Source organism: Streptomyces sp. NPDC032198 (assembly GCF_040636975.1).
In the GTDB taxonomy this organism is placed as follows: Bacteria; Actinomycetota; Actinomycetes; order Streptomycetales; family Streptomycetaceae; genus Streptomyces.
On the sequence record NZ_JBEZVL010000022.1, the window covers coordinates 25,229 to 39,542 of the forward strand.

The window sequence follows — 14,314 nt, forward strand, 5'->3', positions numbered from 1 at the left end:
CCTCAGGGGTGCGGTGCGGACGGGTCGGGAGTTACGTCGCTCCAGAAATCCGTATCGCTACCAGTGGGTGTCGGGGGCGGGCTTCAGGGTGTTGTCCTTCCAGTCCGAGTACGCCGCGTTGTACGGCTTCTCGCCGCTTCCGAACTTCTCTTCGGTCAAGCTTGTCAGGTCGCTTTTGCCCAACGCCTTGTCCGCGACGTCCATCCCCATGCCGGTCCAGGCGATGCCGAGCCCCGCCTGGTAGGACTTGTAGGCCTTGTCCGCGGCGGCCCCCGCGGCTTCGGGGAAGGTGGCCTTGTTCGCCTGCAACATCTTCGCCATGCCGGCCATCTCCTTGTCGCCGAGGTGCACCAGCGTCGACAGCGGGCTGACCCTCAGCGGCCCCTTGGCCACCAGGCCGACGTTCTGGGAGATGGACTTGCGCATGGCGTTACGGGCCCCACCGAGGGCCTGCCGCCCCTGGCCTTCCGGCAGTTTGGTCATCATCCGGCCCATGTCATCCATGAGGCCCTTGACGCCGCTGAGCCCTCTGCTCAGGCCGGCGGTCCGGGCCGCCTGAGCGGCCCCCACGGTGGCCTTGGCCCCGCTGGCGAGCTTCGCGGCGGCCCCGAGGCCACCCACGACGAGCAGTCCGCCCACGACATCGAAGATGACATCCGTCCAGGTGGCGTCGCCGGATGCCACCAAGAGGAGTCTGAGCGCGATCGTGAGCGCCGCGATGCCCAGGATGAGCAGGTTCAGGCCAGGGATGAGCAGGGCCAGGAAGCCTGCCGCCGTCGCCACCCAGCCAAGAACATCGATGAAAGCCTTGATCTCGTCCGCGTAGTCATGGGCCCAGCCCTTGACGTCGTCCCACCACGAGTCCTCGATGACGTCGTCGATCTCATCGTTGATCTTGCCCGCATAGGTGCTGGCGTCGGTGTCGCGGTTCCCCGTGACGGCGTCCAGCCGGCTCCTGTACGTCTGCAGCGGGTCGTCAGAGGGCCCGTCGCTCGCCGGCGGGTTCGGCTTCTTGTCCTCGTCCGTCTTCTCGGCGTCCTTGGCCTTCTCCCGCTCGACCTCCGCGTGCTTCTCCTTGGCCTCGCGCAGAATCCGGTCGGCGTCGTCCTGGTGGTCCTCCAGCTTGTTCGCCCACTTGGTGAGGTGTCCGTGGACCCGCTCGTACCGGGAGGCCACCTCCCGCATGTGCTTCTCCAGCGTGCCGGAGTCCTCGCGCAGGCGTTGGACGTACTTTCCCTTGAGCCTCTCCTCGTCCGAGATGGCCTTGAGGTTCTTCGCCTGCGTGCGCAGCTTCTCGGCGACCGAGACCATGTGCCGGACCTCTGCCCGGATCTCCTCCGGATCGCCGGGAACGGGGTCGGTCGCGCACAGTGGGGCCCAGTCGACGGGGCGGCGCTTCGATGCCGCGGTGGTCACTTGCCCTTCCCCTCGCCTTTGCCCTTGCTCTGCTTGGCGAGTTCGTCGTCCAGGGCCTCGAACGACTTCTTCGTCTCCGCGACGAGCTTGCCGGTCGATTCCAGACCCTCGACAAGTCTGGTGCGGTAGTCGTCCCAATTGTCGACGAAATCACCCATGGCGCCCGCGATGTTCCCGGCGCCCCAGTGCTTCTCCATGTCGTCACGGCGGTTCTCGATGTTCTTGAACGTCAAGTGCAGGTTGCCGAGTTGGCGTTCGCAACTACTCAAGAACTCGTAGTCGACCGTGAGGTCGCTACCGGACACGGCTCTCCCTCCCGTGGCCTGACTGCTGTACGCGGCAGGCCGCAGAGCATGTTCAGTTCATGACCTGGTTCCACTGATCGGTGCTGACCAGGGCACTTTCGGGCAATACGCGAGTCACGCCGTGGCCGCGGAAGCGGAGGTGGATCACCCACACAATCCGCCCCGATCCAAGCGAAGCTCCCGGGGATCGTAACCGACGAGCCGGGTCCGATCATTAGCCAAGGAGAATGTGGGCCTGAGCTATGGGCCTGACCTATTGGGGGCTGCTGACAACACCATGACGGCCCCTCCCGCGCCTGCGGGAGGGGCCGTCAGCGGGCTCGGGCTACTTCGCCTCGGGTGCGCTTCGGCGCATTCTGGACGCCTGTTCGTCGACCTCGGCCTGGGGTGTGCCGGCCTTGACGACGATCACTGCACGCGTGCCGTCGGGCAGTGTCGCCTCGCGCATCTCCGTGCCCAGCAACTCGGTTCGCTGCCGCTCGTGCTCCTGCTCGTGGTCGGACATGAGACCTCCCAGCTCGACGGGCGCCCAGCGTAACCCCGGATCACCGGTGGATCCCGTCGCACAAGCGCCCGACTGCGTTCTTCACACGAACGCCGCCGCCAGACGACGGACTCCGGCGGTCACGGGGTCTCGGCCTCAGCCCTGGGGCGGAGTCACCACCCAGTCCGGGTGCCCCGGCATGGGCGGTGTCTTCGAGCCGTACAGCCACGGGTGCAGGAAGCCCTCCAGGTCCTGGCCGGCGACCTTCGACGCCAGGTCGATGTACTGCTGGGTGCTCGCGGTCCTTCCGCGGAAGCCGCTCACCCACGCCCGCTCGATCTTCTCGAACGTGGCGTTGCCGACCTGCTCCCGCAGGGCGTACAGGACGAGGGCCGAGCCGTCGTACCGCATGCGCTTGAAGAGGTTCGGCTCCGTGGGCTCCGCGGGGGCGCCGTAGTCCTTGCGCCACTGGTCGTGGGCCGCGTACGCCGTCTTCATGGCGGCCTCGAAGCTGTCGCCGCCGTGCTCCTCGGAGTACATCCGCTCGTAGAAGCGGGCGTGCCCCTCGCTCACCCACAGGTCGGACCAGCTCTTCAGGGCCACGCTGTCGCCGAACCACTGGTGGGTCAGCTCGTGCACCATGTTCCGCTCGGCGTCGACCTTCGTGCCCAGGAGGTCGGCCTTCGGGATGAGGGAGAGCGTCTGGGTCTCCAGGGCGACGCCCAGATCCGTGTCGCCGACCAGGAGGCCGTAGCGGTTGAAGGGGTAGGGGCCGAGCTTCTCCTGGAGCCAGGCCAAGTGGTCCGGGGTGAGCTTCCGGTACTCCGCCGTCGGTTCGACGAGCGCGTCCGGGACCACGTCCCGCAGCGGGAGCCCGCCCGGTCCCTCGCCGTCGACCAGCGTGAACTTGCCGATCGCCATCTGCACCAGCTGTGTGGACAGCGGCTGTTCGGAGTCGTACGTCCAGCGCACCCGGTCACCGGGACGCTCGGCCTTGTCGACCAGCTTGCCGTTCGCCACCGCCGTCAGGTCCTTCGGTGTGGTGATGCGGAAGGTGATCGGCGCCCGCTGGCTGGGGTGGTCGTTGGCCGGGAAGATCAGCCGGGCCCCGTTCGGCTGGGGGTAGACCACCGTGCCGTCGGCGGTGGGTATCCAGCCGTAGTCCTCGATGGCGTCGTCGCGGTGCCGCGTCTGCGTCGGGTCGGCGGTGTACGTGACCTTGGCGGTGAACGTACGGCCCTTCGTGATCGGGGATTTGGGCGTGACCGTCAGCTCGTCCCCGGCGCGGGACGTGCCCGCGGCCGAGCCGTCGATCTTCACCCCGTGCAGGGTGTTGCCCCCGAAGTCCAGGTTGAAGCGGGAGAGCGACTGGGTGGCGGTGGCCTTGATCGTCGCCGTCGCCTCGAACGGCGTCTTAGGGGCCTGCCAGTCGAAGTCCAGGGTGTAGCGGTCGACCCGGTAGCCGCCGTTGCCGTCCAGCGGGAACATCGGGTCGCCCAGGCCGGGCGCGCCGGGCGTGGGGGTGCCGGTCGCGGACGGCGCGGCCTGCGACACCGTGCCGGTGAGGGCCGCCGTCACGGTGACGGCGGCCGCGAGGGCGAGCCGCGCTCTGCGGCGGGGCGTCCGGTACGTGCTCATCGAGAACCTTTCGGTCGGAAGGCTGCGCTGACGAGGCGGTGGGGATGCGCCTGGGGGTGTGCCCCACCACGCGTAGTGAGACGCATATCCGGCGGCCCGAGTTGTACGGGATGCAGCGCATGAGTGACCAAGCTCTCGCTCGAGAAGGCCGGATCCGATGGCAAGGTGGATGAGTCAGTGGGGGGAGTCCGCTGCCGGACGTCACACCCCAGGGCGTGACGCATACGTATCGAGTGATGCCATGACCGCTGCCACAGCCACTGCCACCGCACAGCCCCGGGCGACCACGCGCACCGGCGGCCCCAAGGAAGACGGCCCGAAGGTGCTCGAGCACGTCCTCGGCTGGACGCTCGTCGTCGTCCTCGCGATGCTCGTCACGCAGACCGGTCTGCTGTGACCCCGGTCTCGTGACCGGTGCGCTCCGGACCGGGATCGAGATCCGCCCGCCAGTGCCGGTGCGGAACACCCACCAGGCCGTAGAGCCAGCGCACGGGTGAGCGCCGCGACAGCAGCGTGAACCCCGCGATCACCGCGAACAGCGGCAGGCCGATCCATCCGCCGAGCAGGCGGACGAGGACACTCGCGACGAGCGCGCCGGCGAACGGCAGGCCGTAGACCCCGGCGGCCGCGATGGCGATCGCCAGGAACCGGTGTACTTTGCGGTCCTCGTCCGCACCGGGCAGCGACCAGCCCTCCATCAGCCAGCCGATCTCCGTCAGGAGCATCGTGCCGATCACGGCCGCGCCGAAGATCAGCAGCGCGAGGAACGTCCCGGAGGTCAGGAAGTCCAGTACGTGGTTGACCACGCTGTCCTGCCGCCAGCCCGCGAAGTCCCGTGCCTCGGCGGAGAAGAACCGCTCGTACCCCCTGCCGTCCCAGCCGTGGACCAGCGTCCCGAAGAGCAGGAAGTACCCGCCCACGCACTGGAGATACGCCCAGTAGCCCGCCCCCACCAGGACGAACCCCTGCGCCACCAGGAACCCGATGATCGCGGCGACGGGTATCCCGCCCGCGTAGAAGAGCACGAACCCCGCCCACACGCCGTCGTGCCCGTGCGCGACGTGCATCGTCGTCCACGCGGGGTTCTGCCAGAGCAGGAAAAGCCCCGTCGGCACCATCAGGACCGCCGCGAAGAGCGCGGTGAGCGCGAGATACGGATTGGCGGCGCGGCTGCGCGTCCGCGGCCCCTCGCCCGCGTTGATCCGCTCCCACACCTGGAGCTGCCGCCCCGCGGAGAGCGCGAACGTCGCGCCGATCGCGTACGCCCAGAAGAGGCCCGCCTGGATCTGGATCATGCCGACGCCTTCAGGGTGAGTCCGCCCGCGACGATCAAGTCCGAGGTGACCAGGGCCTGTTCGGCCTGTACGTCGGTCATGAAGACGAACGGCGGCACGACGGGTGGCACCGGCAGTTTGTCAGGCGTGAAGGTGATGCAGAGCAGCCCCTCGAGGCAGCCCTTGAACTTGGTCAGATAGAGCGTGACGGAGCCGCTGAGGTCCAAGGTGTCGGCGCCCAGGGCGAGTTCCCTGCTGCCGTCACGCGTCTTCAGCCGGTAGTCGGTGAGCGAGGCCGCTTTCATCCGCAGCACCATGACCTTCAACGGCCCGTCGGCCGTGGGGATCTCGCGCACACCGGCCAGGGTGAAGCCCTGCGGCGAGAAGAGCGTGGTGGTGACCGTCGGCGGAGTCCGCGCCGCCACGATCGCGTCGGCGGGGGCGGCCCTCGCCGGAGCCCCGCCCCACAGCGTCGCCCCGACGATGACCACCGGAAGCAGCACGCCGAGCGTCCGCGTGCCCTGCCCGTCCCGCACCTTCGGCCGCTCGGCGTCCTCTTCGGCGCCCTCCGGCACCGGCGTCCAGCCGAAGCCCATCGCGCTGCCGATGATGCCGAGCACCATGCCCACCAGGAAACCGCCCAGATTCGTGGCCGCGAACGAAAGCACGGACAGGATCAGGGCGTTGACGCTCACGTAGTGATGGGCGTGCGGCAGCAGCCACAGGAAGATCCCGGCGGCGATCAGGGCGAGCCCGATGCCGATCGCCGCGAGCCCGCCGAGCCCCAGGCTGACCAGGACGGTCAGCGGCGACAGCGGCACGAGGAGCAGCTCGGCGCCGCCCAGGACGAGCAGCAGGCCGCCCCAGAAGGGCCGGGTGCGCCGCCATCCGCGCAGCACCCGGCGAGGCTCCCGCAGCGGCAGACGTTCGTCGAGCCAGCCGCCGCCGTCTCTGCCCCACGCTCTGACACCGGCCCTCCGGCCGCCGGTCAGAAGCACTTCTTGCCGCCGATGCTGACGTCGAGCTTCATGCCCTTGAGCCGGAAGTTCCCGCCGGTCGCCGACCAGGCGTGGGACTTCACCCCGGAGACGGTGATGTCCCCGGCCTGCAGCCCGAACTTCCCCTTCTCACCCTGGATCCCGGACACCTCGTCGAGGCTGGACGCGTCCCGGCCGATCTCGGCCGTACCGAAGCGGGCGTCGCCCTTCAGGTCCTCGCCGTCGATGATGAGATTGCTCGCGGTGACCTCGCCCGCCGGGCCGCCCGCGGTCAGCTTGAACACCACGGTGCCCACCGGGGTCTTGACCTCGGCGGCCTGGCAGATGTCGGACAGGGTCGCGTCACCGATCCCGAGGAGCGCCACCGGGTGCCCCTTGCCGTCGATGTCCCGGTCGGTCTGTACGTAGGAGGACAGGCCCTTGCTGGTGAGCTTGCCCGATGACACCTGGAAGCTGGTGCCCGAGACGGCGAAGGAGGCGGCGAGCGCCCCCTCGGCCATCACGGAGGCCATCGCGCCGACGGCCAGGACGGCCGGCAGGGCCACGACGGCCGTCTTCTTCCAGGAGGTTCTGCCCTCGCGCAAAGGGGTACGCGCTGCGCTCATGAGTCTTCCTCCCGTACGTCGTCCACGTGCGTAGGGGGAGTGCGTGAGAGAGCGCCTTCGGACGCAGAACCGGCAGGTGGCGTGCTTCTGCCATACTGCGCATACCCGAGGCAGTTGGAGACTAGGGCCGAAATTGAATAATAGTCAACAGTGCGGCGCCGACCGCCCGGTGGACACGCGTCCGCAAGCGCGCGGCACCGACCGATCCGTGGCGCGCCGCGCCGAACTCATCACCATCGGGCGGAAGTTGTTCGCCGACACGTCGTACGACGCCCTGTCGATGGATGACATCGCCAAGCAGGCGAGCGTCGCCAAGGGGTTGATCTACTACTACTTCAAGTCCAAGCGCGGCTACTACCTCGCGATCATCGAGGACTCGGTCGCGGAACTGGTCGCTCGCGCCGGGCGCCACGACGACCTGCCGCCCGCGGAGCGTGTGCACGGCACCATCGACGGCTATCTGCGCTACGCCGAGCACCATCAGGCGGCGTACCGCACCATCATCAGCGGTGGTGTCGGTTTCGACGCCGAGGTGCACGCCATACGCGACGGCGTGCGCGAGGCCTTGATCGGGACGATCGCCGACGGGGCGTACGGCCGCCGCGACATCCCGGAGCTGGCGCGCACGGCGCTGCTCGGCTGGCTGTGCAGCGTCGAGGGCGTCACGCTCGACTGGATCGGCCGGCGAGGCCTGACACGCGAGAGCGTCTGCGATCTGCTCGTACGGACGCTGGGCGACACTCTGCGCGTCATCGAGGAGTTCGAACCGGCCTTCCCTGCCCCGCCGCGGCCATGAGGGAGGGGCGGGAGCCGTCCGGCACCCGCCCCAACACCCGCGTGCGGTCGATCAGTTGATGGACGTGATCAGTTGATGGCCTTGATCAGTTCGCCGTCGGCCGTGTCACCGCTGAGCTCCCAGAAGAAGGTGCCGCCCAGACCGGCCTTGTTCTTGTAGTCCATCTTCCCCGCGATGGTCGCCGGGGTGTCATAGCTCCACCAGTTGGTCCCGCAGTGCGCGTACGCGGTTCCGCCGACCGTGCCGTTGGCCGGGCACTTGGTCTTCAGTTCCTTGTAGTCGTCGATGCCCGCCTCGTACTTGCCCGCGGCGGGCCCGGTGGCGGTGCCGCCCGGGTCCTTCTGCGTGACGCCCGTCCAGCCGCGGCCGTAGAAGCCGATGCCGAGGAGCAGCTTCTCGGACGGGACACCGAGCCCCTGGAGCTTCTTGATCGTGGAGTCGGTGTTCCAGGTCGCCTTGGGCGCGCCTTCGTACGCCTTCAGCGGTGAGTGCGGGGCGGTCGGGCCCTTCGCGTCCCAGGCGCCGAAGTAGTCGTACGTCATCGGGTTGTACCAGTCGACGTACTGGGCGGCGCCCGCGTAGTCGGCGGCGTCGATCTTGCCGCCCTCCTCGGCGTCGGCCGGGATGGCCGAGGTGACGAGGTTGCCGGCGCCGAACTTCGAGCGCACCGCGGACATCAGGTCCTTGTAGGCCGCGCGCCCGCTGGTGTCGCAGGTCAGACCGCAGGCGCCCGGGTACTCCCAGTCGATGTCGATGCCGTCGAAGACATCGGCCCACTTGGAGTTCTCGACCAGGTCGTAGCACGACTGGGCGAAGGCGGCCGGGTTCTTGGCGGCCTCGGTGAAGCCGCCGGACCAGGTCCAGCCGCCGAAGGACCACAGGACCTTCAGGTCCGGGTGGAGCTTCTTGAGCTTGCGCAGCTGGTTGAAGTTGCCGCGCAGGTCCTGGTCCCAGGTGTCGGCGACGCCGTCCACGGACTGGTCGGCGGTGTACGCCTTGTCGGTCGCCGCGTAGGCGTCGCCCGCCGTGCACTTGCCGCCCTGGACGTTGCCGAAGGCGTAGTTGATGTGCGTGAGCTTGTCGGCCGAGCCGGACGTCTCGATGTTCTTGACGTGGTAGTTCCGGTCGTAGACACCCCACTCGGTGAAGTATCCGACGACCTTGGAACCGGCCGCGGCCTCGGAGCTCGCGGTCTTGCCAGAGCCGTTGTCGGGGCCCGCGGCGGCGGTGCCCGCGCCGGCGAGCAGACCCCCGCCGAGCACGGCGCAACACGCGGTGGCGATGAGCGCCCGGAAGGCGCGGGGGAGGTGCGGTCTGAGCATCGTTTCTCCTCGTGGGGGGAGAGGGCGCATGGGGGGCGTGGTGCTGTTGACCTGCGGATGCCATGGGGACATCCGTGAATATTGAATTGGCATGAACGCGGAAAGGCGCTCGGCTGGACTCTAGGAGGACTAGACCAGTGGGGTCAATGGTTCGGACCAATTCCGAGCCCCTCTTGCGGACGTCGGTTATCTTTTGAGTAAGCGGTCGTTAACTAGTGACTGGCTGCCGCCGATCGGGCATACTCAAGCGCCACAGCCGCTGGTCACAGCACCTTCCGCGACCCGGAGGGGCGCCATCGGCCGGGCCGTGAGACACGGTGGCGCCGCACTACCCCGCGGGTCCGCCGCAGTGCCGAGAGGGAGGATGCGATCGCCATGCCTGAGCGAACCTTGCAGCAGTCGGTGGACCGTCAGCTGCCCACGGACGAGGCGCGGGATCTGTTCTCGCTCGTCCGTGAAGTCGTCCAGCGGGAGATCACTCCCCGCGCGGCCGAGGAGGAGGACGCCGGGCGCTTCCCGCGCGAGGTCTTCGCCCTCCTCTCCGAGTCCGGACTGCTCGGGCTTCCGTACGCCTCCGAATTCGGCGGCGGCGACCAGCCGTACGAGGTCTATCTCCAGGTCCTCGAAGAGCTCGCCGCGGCGCGGCTCACCGTCGGCCTCGGCGTCAGCGTCCACTCGCTGTCCTGCCACGCGCTCGCGAACTACGGCACCAAGGAGCAGCAGGGCGAGCACCTCCCCGCGATGCTCGGCGGCGGGCTGCTCGGCGCGTACTGCCTCTCCGAGCCCGCGTCCGGCTCCGACGCCGCGTCACTGCGGACGAAGGCGGTCCGCGACGGCGACCACTGGGTGATCACCGGCACGAAGGCGTGGATCACGCACGGCGGGGTCGCCGACTTCTACACCGTGCTCGCCCGCACCGGCGGCGAAGGCGCCCGCGGCATCTCGGCGTTCCTGGTGCCCGGCGACGCCGCAGGCCTGAACGCGGCGGCGCCCGAGAAGAAGATGGGCATGAAGGGCTCGCCGACCGCTCAGATCAACTTCGACGGGGTACGGATCTCCGACGCCCGCCGCATCGGCGAGGAGGGCCAGGGCTTCGCGATCGCGCTCTCCGCGCTCGACTCGGGGCGGCTCGGCATCGCGGCCTGTGCGATCGGCGTGGCGCAGGCGGCGCTGGACGAGGCGCTCCGGTATGCCACCGAACGGCGGCAGTTCGGGCGGCCGATCGCGGACTTCCAGGGCCTTCGCTTCATGCTCGCGGACATGGCGACGCAGATCGAGGCGGGCCGGGCGCTCTATCTCTCCGCGGCGCGGCTGCGCGACGCGGGCCGGCCGTTCTCCAAGCAGGCGGCCATGGCCAAACTGCTGTGCACGGACGCCGCGATGAAGGTGACGACGGACGCCGTGCAGGTCCTCGGCGGCTATGGCTACACCGCGGACTTCCCCGTGGAGCGCTTCATGCGCGAGGCCAAGGTGCTGCAGATCGTCGAGGGGACCAATCAGATCCAGCGGATGGTCATCGCCCGTCACCTCGCGGGTCCCGACTCGCGCTGAACTGCCCGAGCCTGACCGGAGGCGCCGCGAGCCGCACCCACTCCGGGTCGTGCCGCCCCGGCAGGGTCTTGCCCCGCTCGGCCCAGTTCCGGATGAGCGCGCGGTAGATGGGAGGGTCCTGCACGTGTGGCGGCTGGGGCTGCGGAGGCTGCTGGTGCTGGTGTTGCTGGTGTTGCGGCTGCTGGGGGTACTGGGAGTACTGGGGCTGCTGGGGGTACTGAGGCCGCTGGGGAACCGATTCTGCGTCGGGCGGGGGAGCCGTCAGGAGGGTGCGCCTGCGGCGGCCGGTCGGCGGGTGCGCCATGGGCGTCGGCGTGGGGGTGGTCATACGGGGCCAACGCGCGCCGAGGGGGACAAGTCACCGCCCGTCGGATTCGAGTGTCAGTTCGCGGCAAGGCCGTGCGGAGTCCGGGGGAGCACCCCGTGATGCCCCGCGGCGCGGCGATCCGGGCGGGCGCACGGCCCCCGAAAGCGCGCTGACACGTGTCTGGCTCCGTCGCATTGTCTGACGTACCGTCAACTTCGCGCCGGTGGCCCGCTCTCCGCCCGGCGCCCGCCAACTGCCTTGTGCCCAGGGAGGTTTGCCGTGGCAGACGACCGTCCCGTTCCGCTCGACGAGTACCCGATCCATCAAGTGCCGCTGTCCATGAAGCAGGTCGCGACGGGCGACCGCAATGCCTACGACCGCTGCATCTTCCATCTCTTCGATCACGAGGGGCGATCGCTTCTCATCCTCGGGCTCGGCGTCTATCCGAATGTCGGTGTGATCGACGCGTACGCCACCCTGCGCAGGGGGGATACGCTCCATGCCGTACGCGCGTCGGACGCGCTCGGCGACGACCGGATGAACCTCTCCGTCGGCCCCTTGACCATCACCGTCGAGGAACCGCTGAAGCGGCTGCGCCTGACGTGCGCCGCCGATCCCGACGACCCGGAATCCCTCTCGTACGACATCACGTGGACCGCCTCCTTCCCCGCGCTCTGGGAGCCGCACCACATCCAGCGGCGCGGCGACCGTCTCTCCCTCGAAGGCCGCCGCTTCGTCCAGGCGGGCGGCTGCGCCGGGGTGATCCGCGTCGGCGGTGAGGACATCCCCGTGACGGCGGGGGAGTGGACCGCGACCCGTGACCGCAGCTGGGGGGTGCGGCCCATACCCGGCGAGGAACGCGGGCGCCTGGAGGAGGAGTTCGGCACCGAGGGCTTCCACTGGATCTGGAGCCCGGTGCGCTTCGAGGACCGTTTCCTGATGGTCATCGCTCAGGAGGACGCGGACGGATACCGCACCCTCAACGAGGCCACGCTCGTGCGGCCCGGGGTGCGCGACCGCCAACTCGGCTGGCCCCAGGCCGACATCACCTACCGCTCCGGCACCCGGCACCCCGAGCGCGCCGTCATCCACCTCACCGACCCCGAGGGCCGCAAGCCGCTGGAGCTGGGCGTGGAGGTCCTTGCCTCGCTGCCGCTCGCCGTGGGCGCCGGCTATCCGCCGGCGGACGACTGGCAGCACGGCACCTGGCAGGGGCGGGGCTGGAGCGACCGCCGCGTGTACGACCTGTCGGATCCGGCGGCGCACCCGATGGCCGCCTACGGAGTCATCGACCACGCCGCCCGGTTCACCCTCAACGGGCTTACGGGATACGGCATCTTCGAGCACGGCAGCTTCGGCCGCCACGACCCGAGCGGCTTCACCGGCTTCGACTCCGTGGCCCCCTGATATCCACAGCCGAGAGGAGCTCCGCGATGGCGACAGCACCGCGGCCCCGCACCACCACCCGCGACCCGGAGGAGCTGGCCCGCAGGCTCACGGCCTGGCTCGGCACCCGGCTGCCCGGCGCCAAGGCCACCGGCGTACGGGTCCCCGAGTCCAACGGCATGTCGAGCGAGACCCTCCTCTTCGACATCGAGCACCCCGAACCGCCGCTGCGGGCCTGCGCGTTGCGCGTGGCGGCGGACCCGGCCGCGTACACGATCTTCCCCGTCTACGACCTGCCGCGCCAGCACCGCACGATGCGGCTCGTCGCCGAACGCACCGACCTGCCCGTGCCGCGCGTGCTGTGGCTGGAGGAGGACGCGGGGCCACTCGGGGCGCCCTTCTTCGTCATGGAACGGGCCGAGGGGCGCGTGCCGCCGGACGTCATGCCCTATACGTACGAGGGGAATTGGCTCCACGCGGCGAGCGACGCCGAACGCGCGCACCTGGAGGAGGCATCCGTCCGTCTGATCGCGCACCTGCACGACCAAGTGCCGGTCGAGGAGGCCGGGTTCCTCGCCCTGCCCGGCGAAGGGAGCGCGCTGCGCCGCCATGTGGCAGCCCAGCGCGCCTACTACGCATGGGTGGTCGACGGCCTGCCCCGCTCGCCCCTCATCGAGAGCGCCTTCGACCGCCTCGACGAGTGGTGGCCCGACGACGAGGGTGAGCCCGTCCTCAACTGGGGCGACGCGCGCATCGGGAACGTCATCTACGACGGCTTCGACCCCGCGGCCGTACTGGACTGGGAGATGGCGGCGCTCGCACCCCGCGAGGTCGACCTCGGCTGGATGGTCTATCTGCACCGCTTCTTCCAGGACCTGACGGTCAGCTTCGGGCAGGAGGGCCTGCCCGAGTTCCTGCGCCGCGACCACATCGAGGAGCGCTACGCACAACTCACCGGCCACACACCGCGGTCCATGGACTTCCACACGCTGTACGCGGCCCTGCGGCACGCCGTCGTCATGCTGCGCGTCGCCTACCGCCAGGTGCACTTCGGCGAGGCCGAGGTGCCCGAGGACCCGGACCTGCTGATCCTGCACCACGCCAGCCTGGCGGCCATGGTGCAGGGCAGCTACTGGTAGCCGTCAGGCCGCTGAGCGCCGGTCCTGCTCGGGCACGCGGCGGGGGCGCGAGCCCTGGCCGCCGACGTGCGAGAAGGGCTGCGTACGCCAGTCGAGTCCCTGAGGGAGCGTCAGGAGCAGGGCGGTGTCCTGCTCCTGAGCCTCCATCGTCTCGTCGGCGGGCTCCGCGTCGGCCGCGGCGCGACCCGTGCCCGGGCACACCGTGAGCCCGAACGGGTTCCACCGCGTGGCGCACAGCGCGTGCTCGGGCAGGACGTCCTCGTCGGCCAGGAGCGCGATCGGCTGCGCGCAGTCGGGGCACGTCACCCGGTACATCTCGAAGGTGTCGTACTCGTCGAACTCGGTGTCGGCCGGTTCGACGCCCTCCGGCACGGGTGCGGACACGGATTCATCGGAGCGCTGCTGCTTGCTGCGGGCAGGGCGACCGGGGCGCTTCAAGTTCTGCATGGGATTCTCCCCCTTGGGTGGGCCGAGAAGGCGCTGCGGCCTCGACCACAGCAAGCACTTCCCGTCCCGTCGTAGAGGTAATCGTGGCATCCCTTTGGACACGGTCGCAGGTATGTGGCGTTCGTCACATGCCCGGAGAAGTTGCCGCCGTCGCGCCTACCGGTATCCGGAGGGATCAAGAGCCCTGTAGGTTCGGCGCATGGAGGAGCTGGACCGACAGATCGTGCAGCTGCTCGTCAAGGACGGGCGGATGAGCTACACCGACCTGGGCAAGGCCACGGGCCTGTCCACATCGGCCGTGCACCAGCGTGTGCGCCGTCTGGAGCAGCGCGGCGTCATCCGCGGATACGCCGCGGTCGTGGACGCGGAGGCCGTCGGCCTTCCGCTCACGGCGTTCATCTCGGTGAAGCCGTTCGACCCGAGCGCACCGGACGACATCGCCGAACGCCTCGCCGGCGTCCCGGAGATCGAGGCGTGCCACAGCGTGGCGGGCGACGAGAACTACATCCTCAAGGTGCGCGTCGCTACGCCCCTGGAGCTCGAACACCTGCTGAGCCGCCTGCGCGCACTCGCCGGCGTCTCCACACGCACGACGGTCGTCCTCTCCACCCCGTACGAGGCCCGGCCCCCGCAGGTCTGAGCCGCC

15 protein-coding genes are annotated in these 14,314 nt (G+C 69.6%); 6 read left to right on the plus strand and 9 right to left on the minus strand.

Going from position 1 to position 14,314, the window contains the following annotated elements; all coding sequences use genetic code 11:
• Window positions 1-57: 57 nt before the first annotated feature.
• The 4 genes from AB0E78_RS39660 to AB0E78_RS39675 all read right to left on the minus strand — a co-directional run bounded on the left by AB0E78_RS39660 (window position 58) and on the right by AB0E78_RS39675 (window position 3,843).
• Window positions 58-1,416: a hypothetical protein gene (locus AB0E78_RS39660; protein ID WP_361843886.1), complete on the minus strand. Its 1,359-nt coding sequence runs from the start codon at window positions 1,414-1,416 to the stop codon at window positions 58-60.
• Entirely contained in the window at window positions 1,413-1,721 is a 309-nt protein-coding gene (locus AB0E78_RS39665; protein ID WP_361843889.1) for a hypothetical protein, read from the minus strand. The genes AB0E78_RS39660 and AB0E78_RS39665 overlap by 4 nt, the downstream gene beginning before the upstream one ends.
• A 325-nt stretch (window positions 1,722-2,046) precedes the next feature.
• Complete coding sequence (locus AB0E78_RS39670; protein WP_361843892.1) at window positions 2,047-2,226, minus strand: hypothetical protein; 180 nt, start codon at window positions 2,224-2,226, stop codon at window positions 2,047-2,049.
• A gap of 135 nt (window positions 2,227-2,361) precedes the next feature.
• Window positions 2,362-3,843, minus strand: a complete 1,482-nt coding sequence (locus AB0E78_RS39675) for a M1 family metallopeptidase (RefSeq protein WP_361843895.1) — start codon at window positions 3,841-3,843, stop codon at window positions 2,362-2,364.
• Window positions 3,844-4,084: 241 nt separating this feature from the next.
• Between AB0E78_RS39675 and AB0E78_RS39680 the strand changes: the two genes are divergently transcribed.
• Window positions 4,085-4,240, plus strand: a complete 156-nt coding sequence (locus AB0E78_RS39680) for an SCO1431 family membrane protein (RefSeq protein WP_361843898.1) — start codon at window positions 4,085-4,087, stop codon at window positions 4,238-4,240.
• On the opposite strand, the gene AB0E78_RS39685 is transcribed toward AB0E78_RS39680, so the two are convergent.
• From AB0E78_RS39685 to AB0E78_RS39695, 3 genes are all read right to left on the minus strand, one after another.
• On the minus strand, window positions 4,218-5,138 hold the full coding sequence (locus tag AB0E78_RS39685; RefSeq protein ID WP_361843902.1) for a hypothetical protein: 921 nt from the start codon (window positions 5,136-5,138) through the stop codon (window positions 4,218-4,220). The genes AB0E78_RS39680 and AB0E78_RS39685 overlap by 23 nt on opposite strands.
• Window positions 5,135-6,040: a DUF6114 domain-containing protein gene (locus AB0E78_RS39690; RefSeq protein WP_361844049.1), complete on the minus strand. Its 906-nt coding sequence runs from the start codon at window positions 6,038-6,040 to the stop codon at window positions 5,135-5,137. The genes AB0E78_RS39685 and AB0E78_RS39690 overlap by 4 nt, the downstream gene beginning before the upstream one ends.
• 65 nt (window positions 6,041-6,105) lie before the next feature.
• Complete coding sequence (locus AB0E78_RS39695; RefSeq protein ID WP_361843905.1) at window positions 6,106-6,720, minus strand: DUF6230 family protein; 615 nt, start codon at window positions 6,718-6,720, stop codon at window positions 6,106-6,108.
• 208 nt (window positions 6,721-6,928) lie between these two features.
• Between AB0E78_RS39695 and AB0E78_RS39700 the strand changes: the two genes are divergently transcribed.
• The gene (locus tag AB0E78_RS39700) at window positions 6,929-7,516 is read left to right on the plus strand and encodes a TetR/AcrR family transcriptional regulator (protein WP_361843908.1); all 588 of its coding nucleotides are present in this window, start codon (window positions 6,929-6,931) and stop codon (window positions 7,514-7,516) included.
• Between the two features lie 68 nt (window positions 7,517-7,584).
• Here the strand turns inward: AB0E78_RS39700 and AB0E78_RS39705 are convergent, their stop codons facing one another.
• A complete protein-coding gene (locus AB0E78_RS39705) occupies window positions 7,585-8,838 on the minus strand; it encodes a glycoside hydrolase family 18 protein (RefSeq protein WP_361843911.1) in 1,254 nt (417 codons plus the stop codon).
• 375 nt (window positions 8,839-9,213) lie between these two features.
• Here AB0E78_RS39705 and AB0E78_RS39710 point away from each other — a divergent pair, with 375 nt between their 5' ends.
• The 3 genes from AB0E78_RS39710 to AB0E78_RS39720 all read left to right on the plus strand — a co-directional run bounded on the left by AB0E78_RS39710 (window position 9,214) and on the right by AB0E78_RS39720 (window position 13,221).
• Window positions 9,214-10,389, plus strand: a complete 1,176-nt coding sequence (locus AB0E78_RS39710; RefSeq protein ID WP_361843914.1) for an acyl-CoA dehydrogenase family protein — start codon at window positions 9,214-9,216, stop codon at window positions 10,387-10,389.
• A gap of 586 nt (window positions 10,390-10,975) precedes the next feature.
• Window positions 10,976-12,103, plus strand: coding sequence for a hypothetical protein (locus tag AB0E78_RS39715; RefSeq protein WP_361843917.1), 1,128 nt, complete (start codon window positions 10,976-10,978; stop codon window positions 12,101-12,103).
• 26 nt (window positions 12,104-12,129) lie between these two features.
• Complete coding sequence (locus AB0E78_RS39720) at window positions 12,130-13,221, plus strand: phosphotransferase family protein (RefSeq protein ID WP_361843920.1); 1,092 nt, start codon at window positions 12,130-12,132, stop codon at window positions 13,219-13,221.
• Between the two features lie 3 nt (window positions 13,222-13,224).
• Here the strand turns inward: AB0E78_RS39720 and AB0E78_RS39725 are convergent, their stop codons facing one another.
• Complete coding sequence (locus tag AB0E78_RS39725; RefSeq protein WP_361843923.1) at window positions 13,225-13,668, minus strand: hypothetical protein; 444 nt, start codon at window positions 13,666-13,668, stop codon at window positions 13,225-13,227.
• A 199-nt stretch (window positions 13,669-13,867) separates the two neighbouring features.
• Between AB0E78_RS39725 and AB0E78_RS39730 the strand changes: the two genes are divergently transcribed.
• Entirely contained in the window at window positions 13,868-14,308 is a 441-nt protein-coding gene (locus AB0E78_RS39730; RefSeq protein WP_160503714.1) for an Lrp/AsnC family transcriptional regulator, read from the plus strand.
• The last annotated feature ends 6 nt before the right edge of the window (window positions 14,309-14,314 follow it).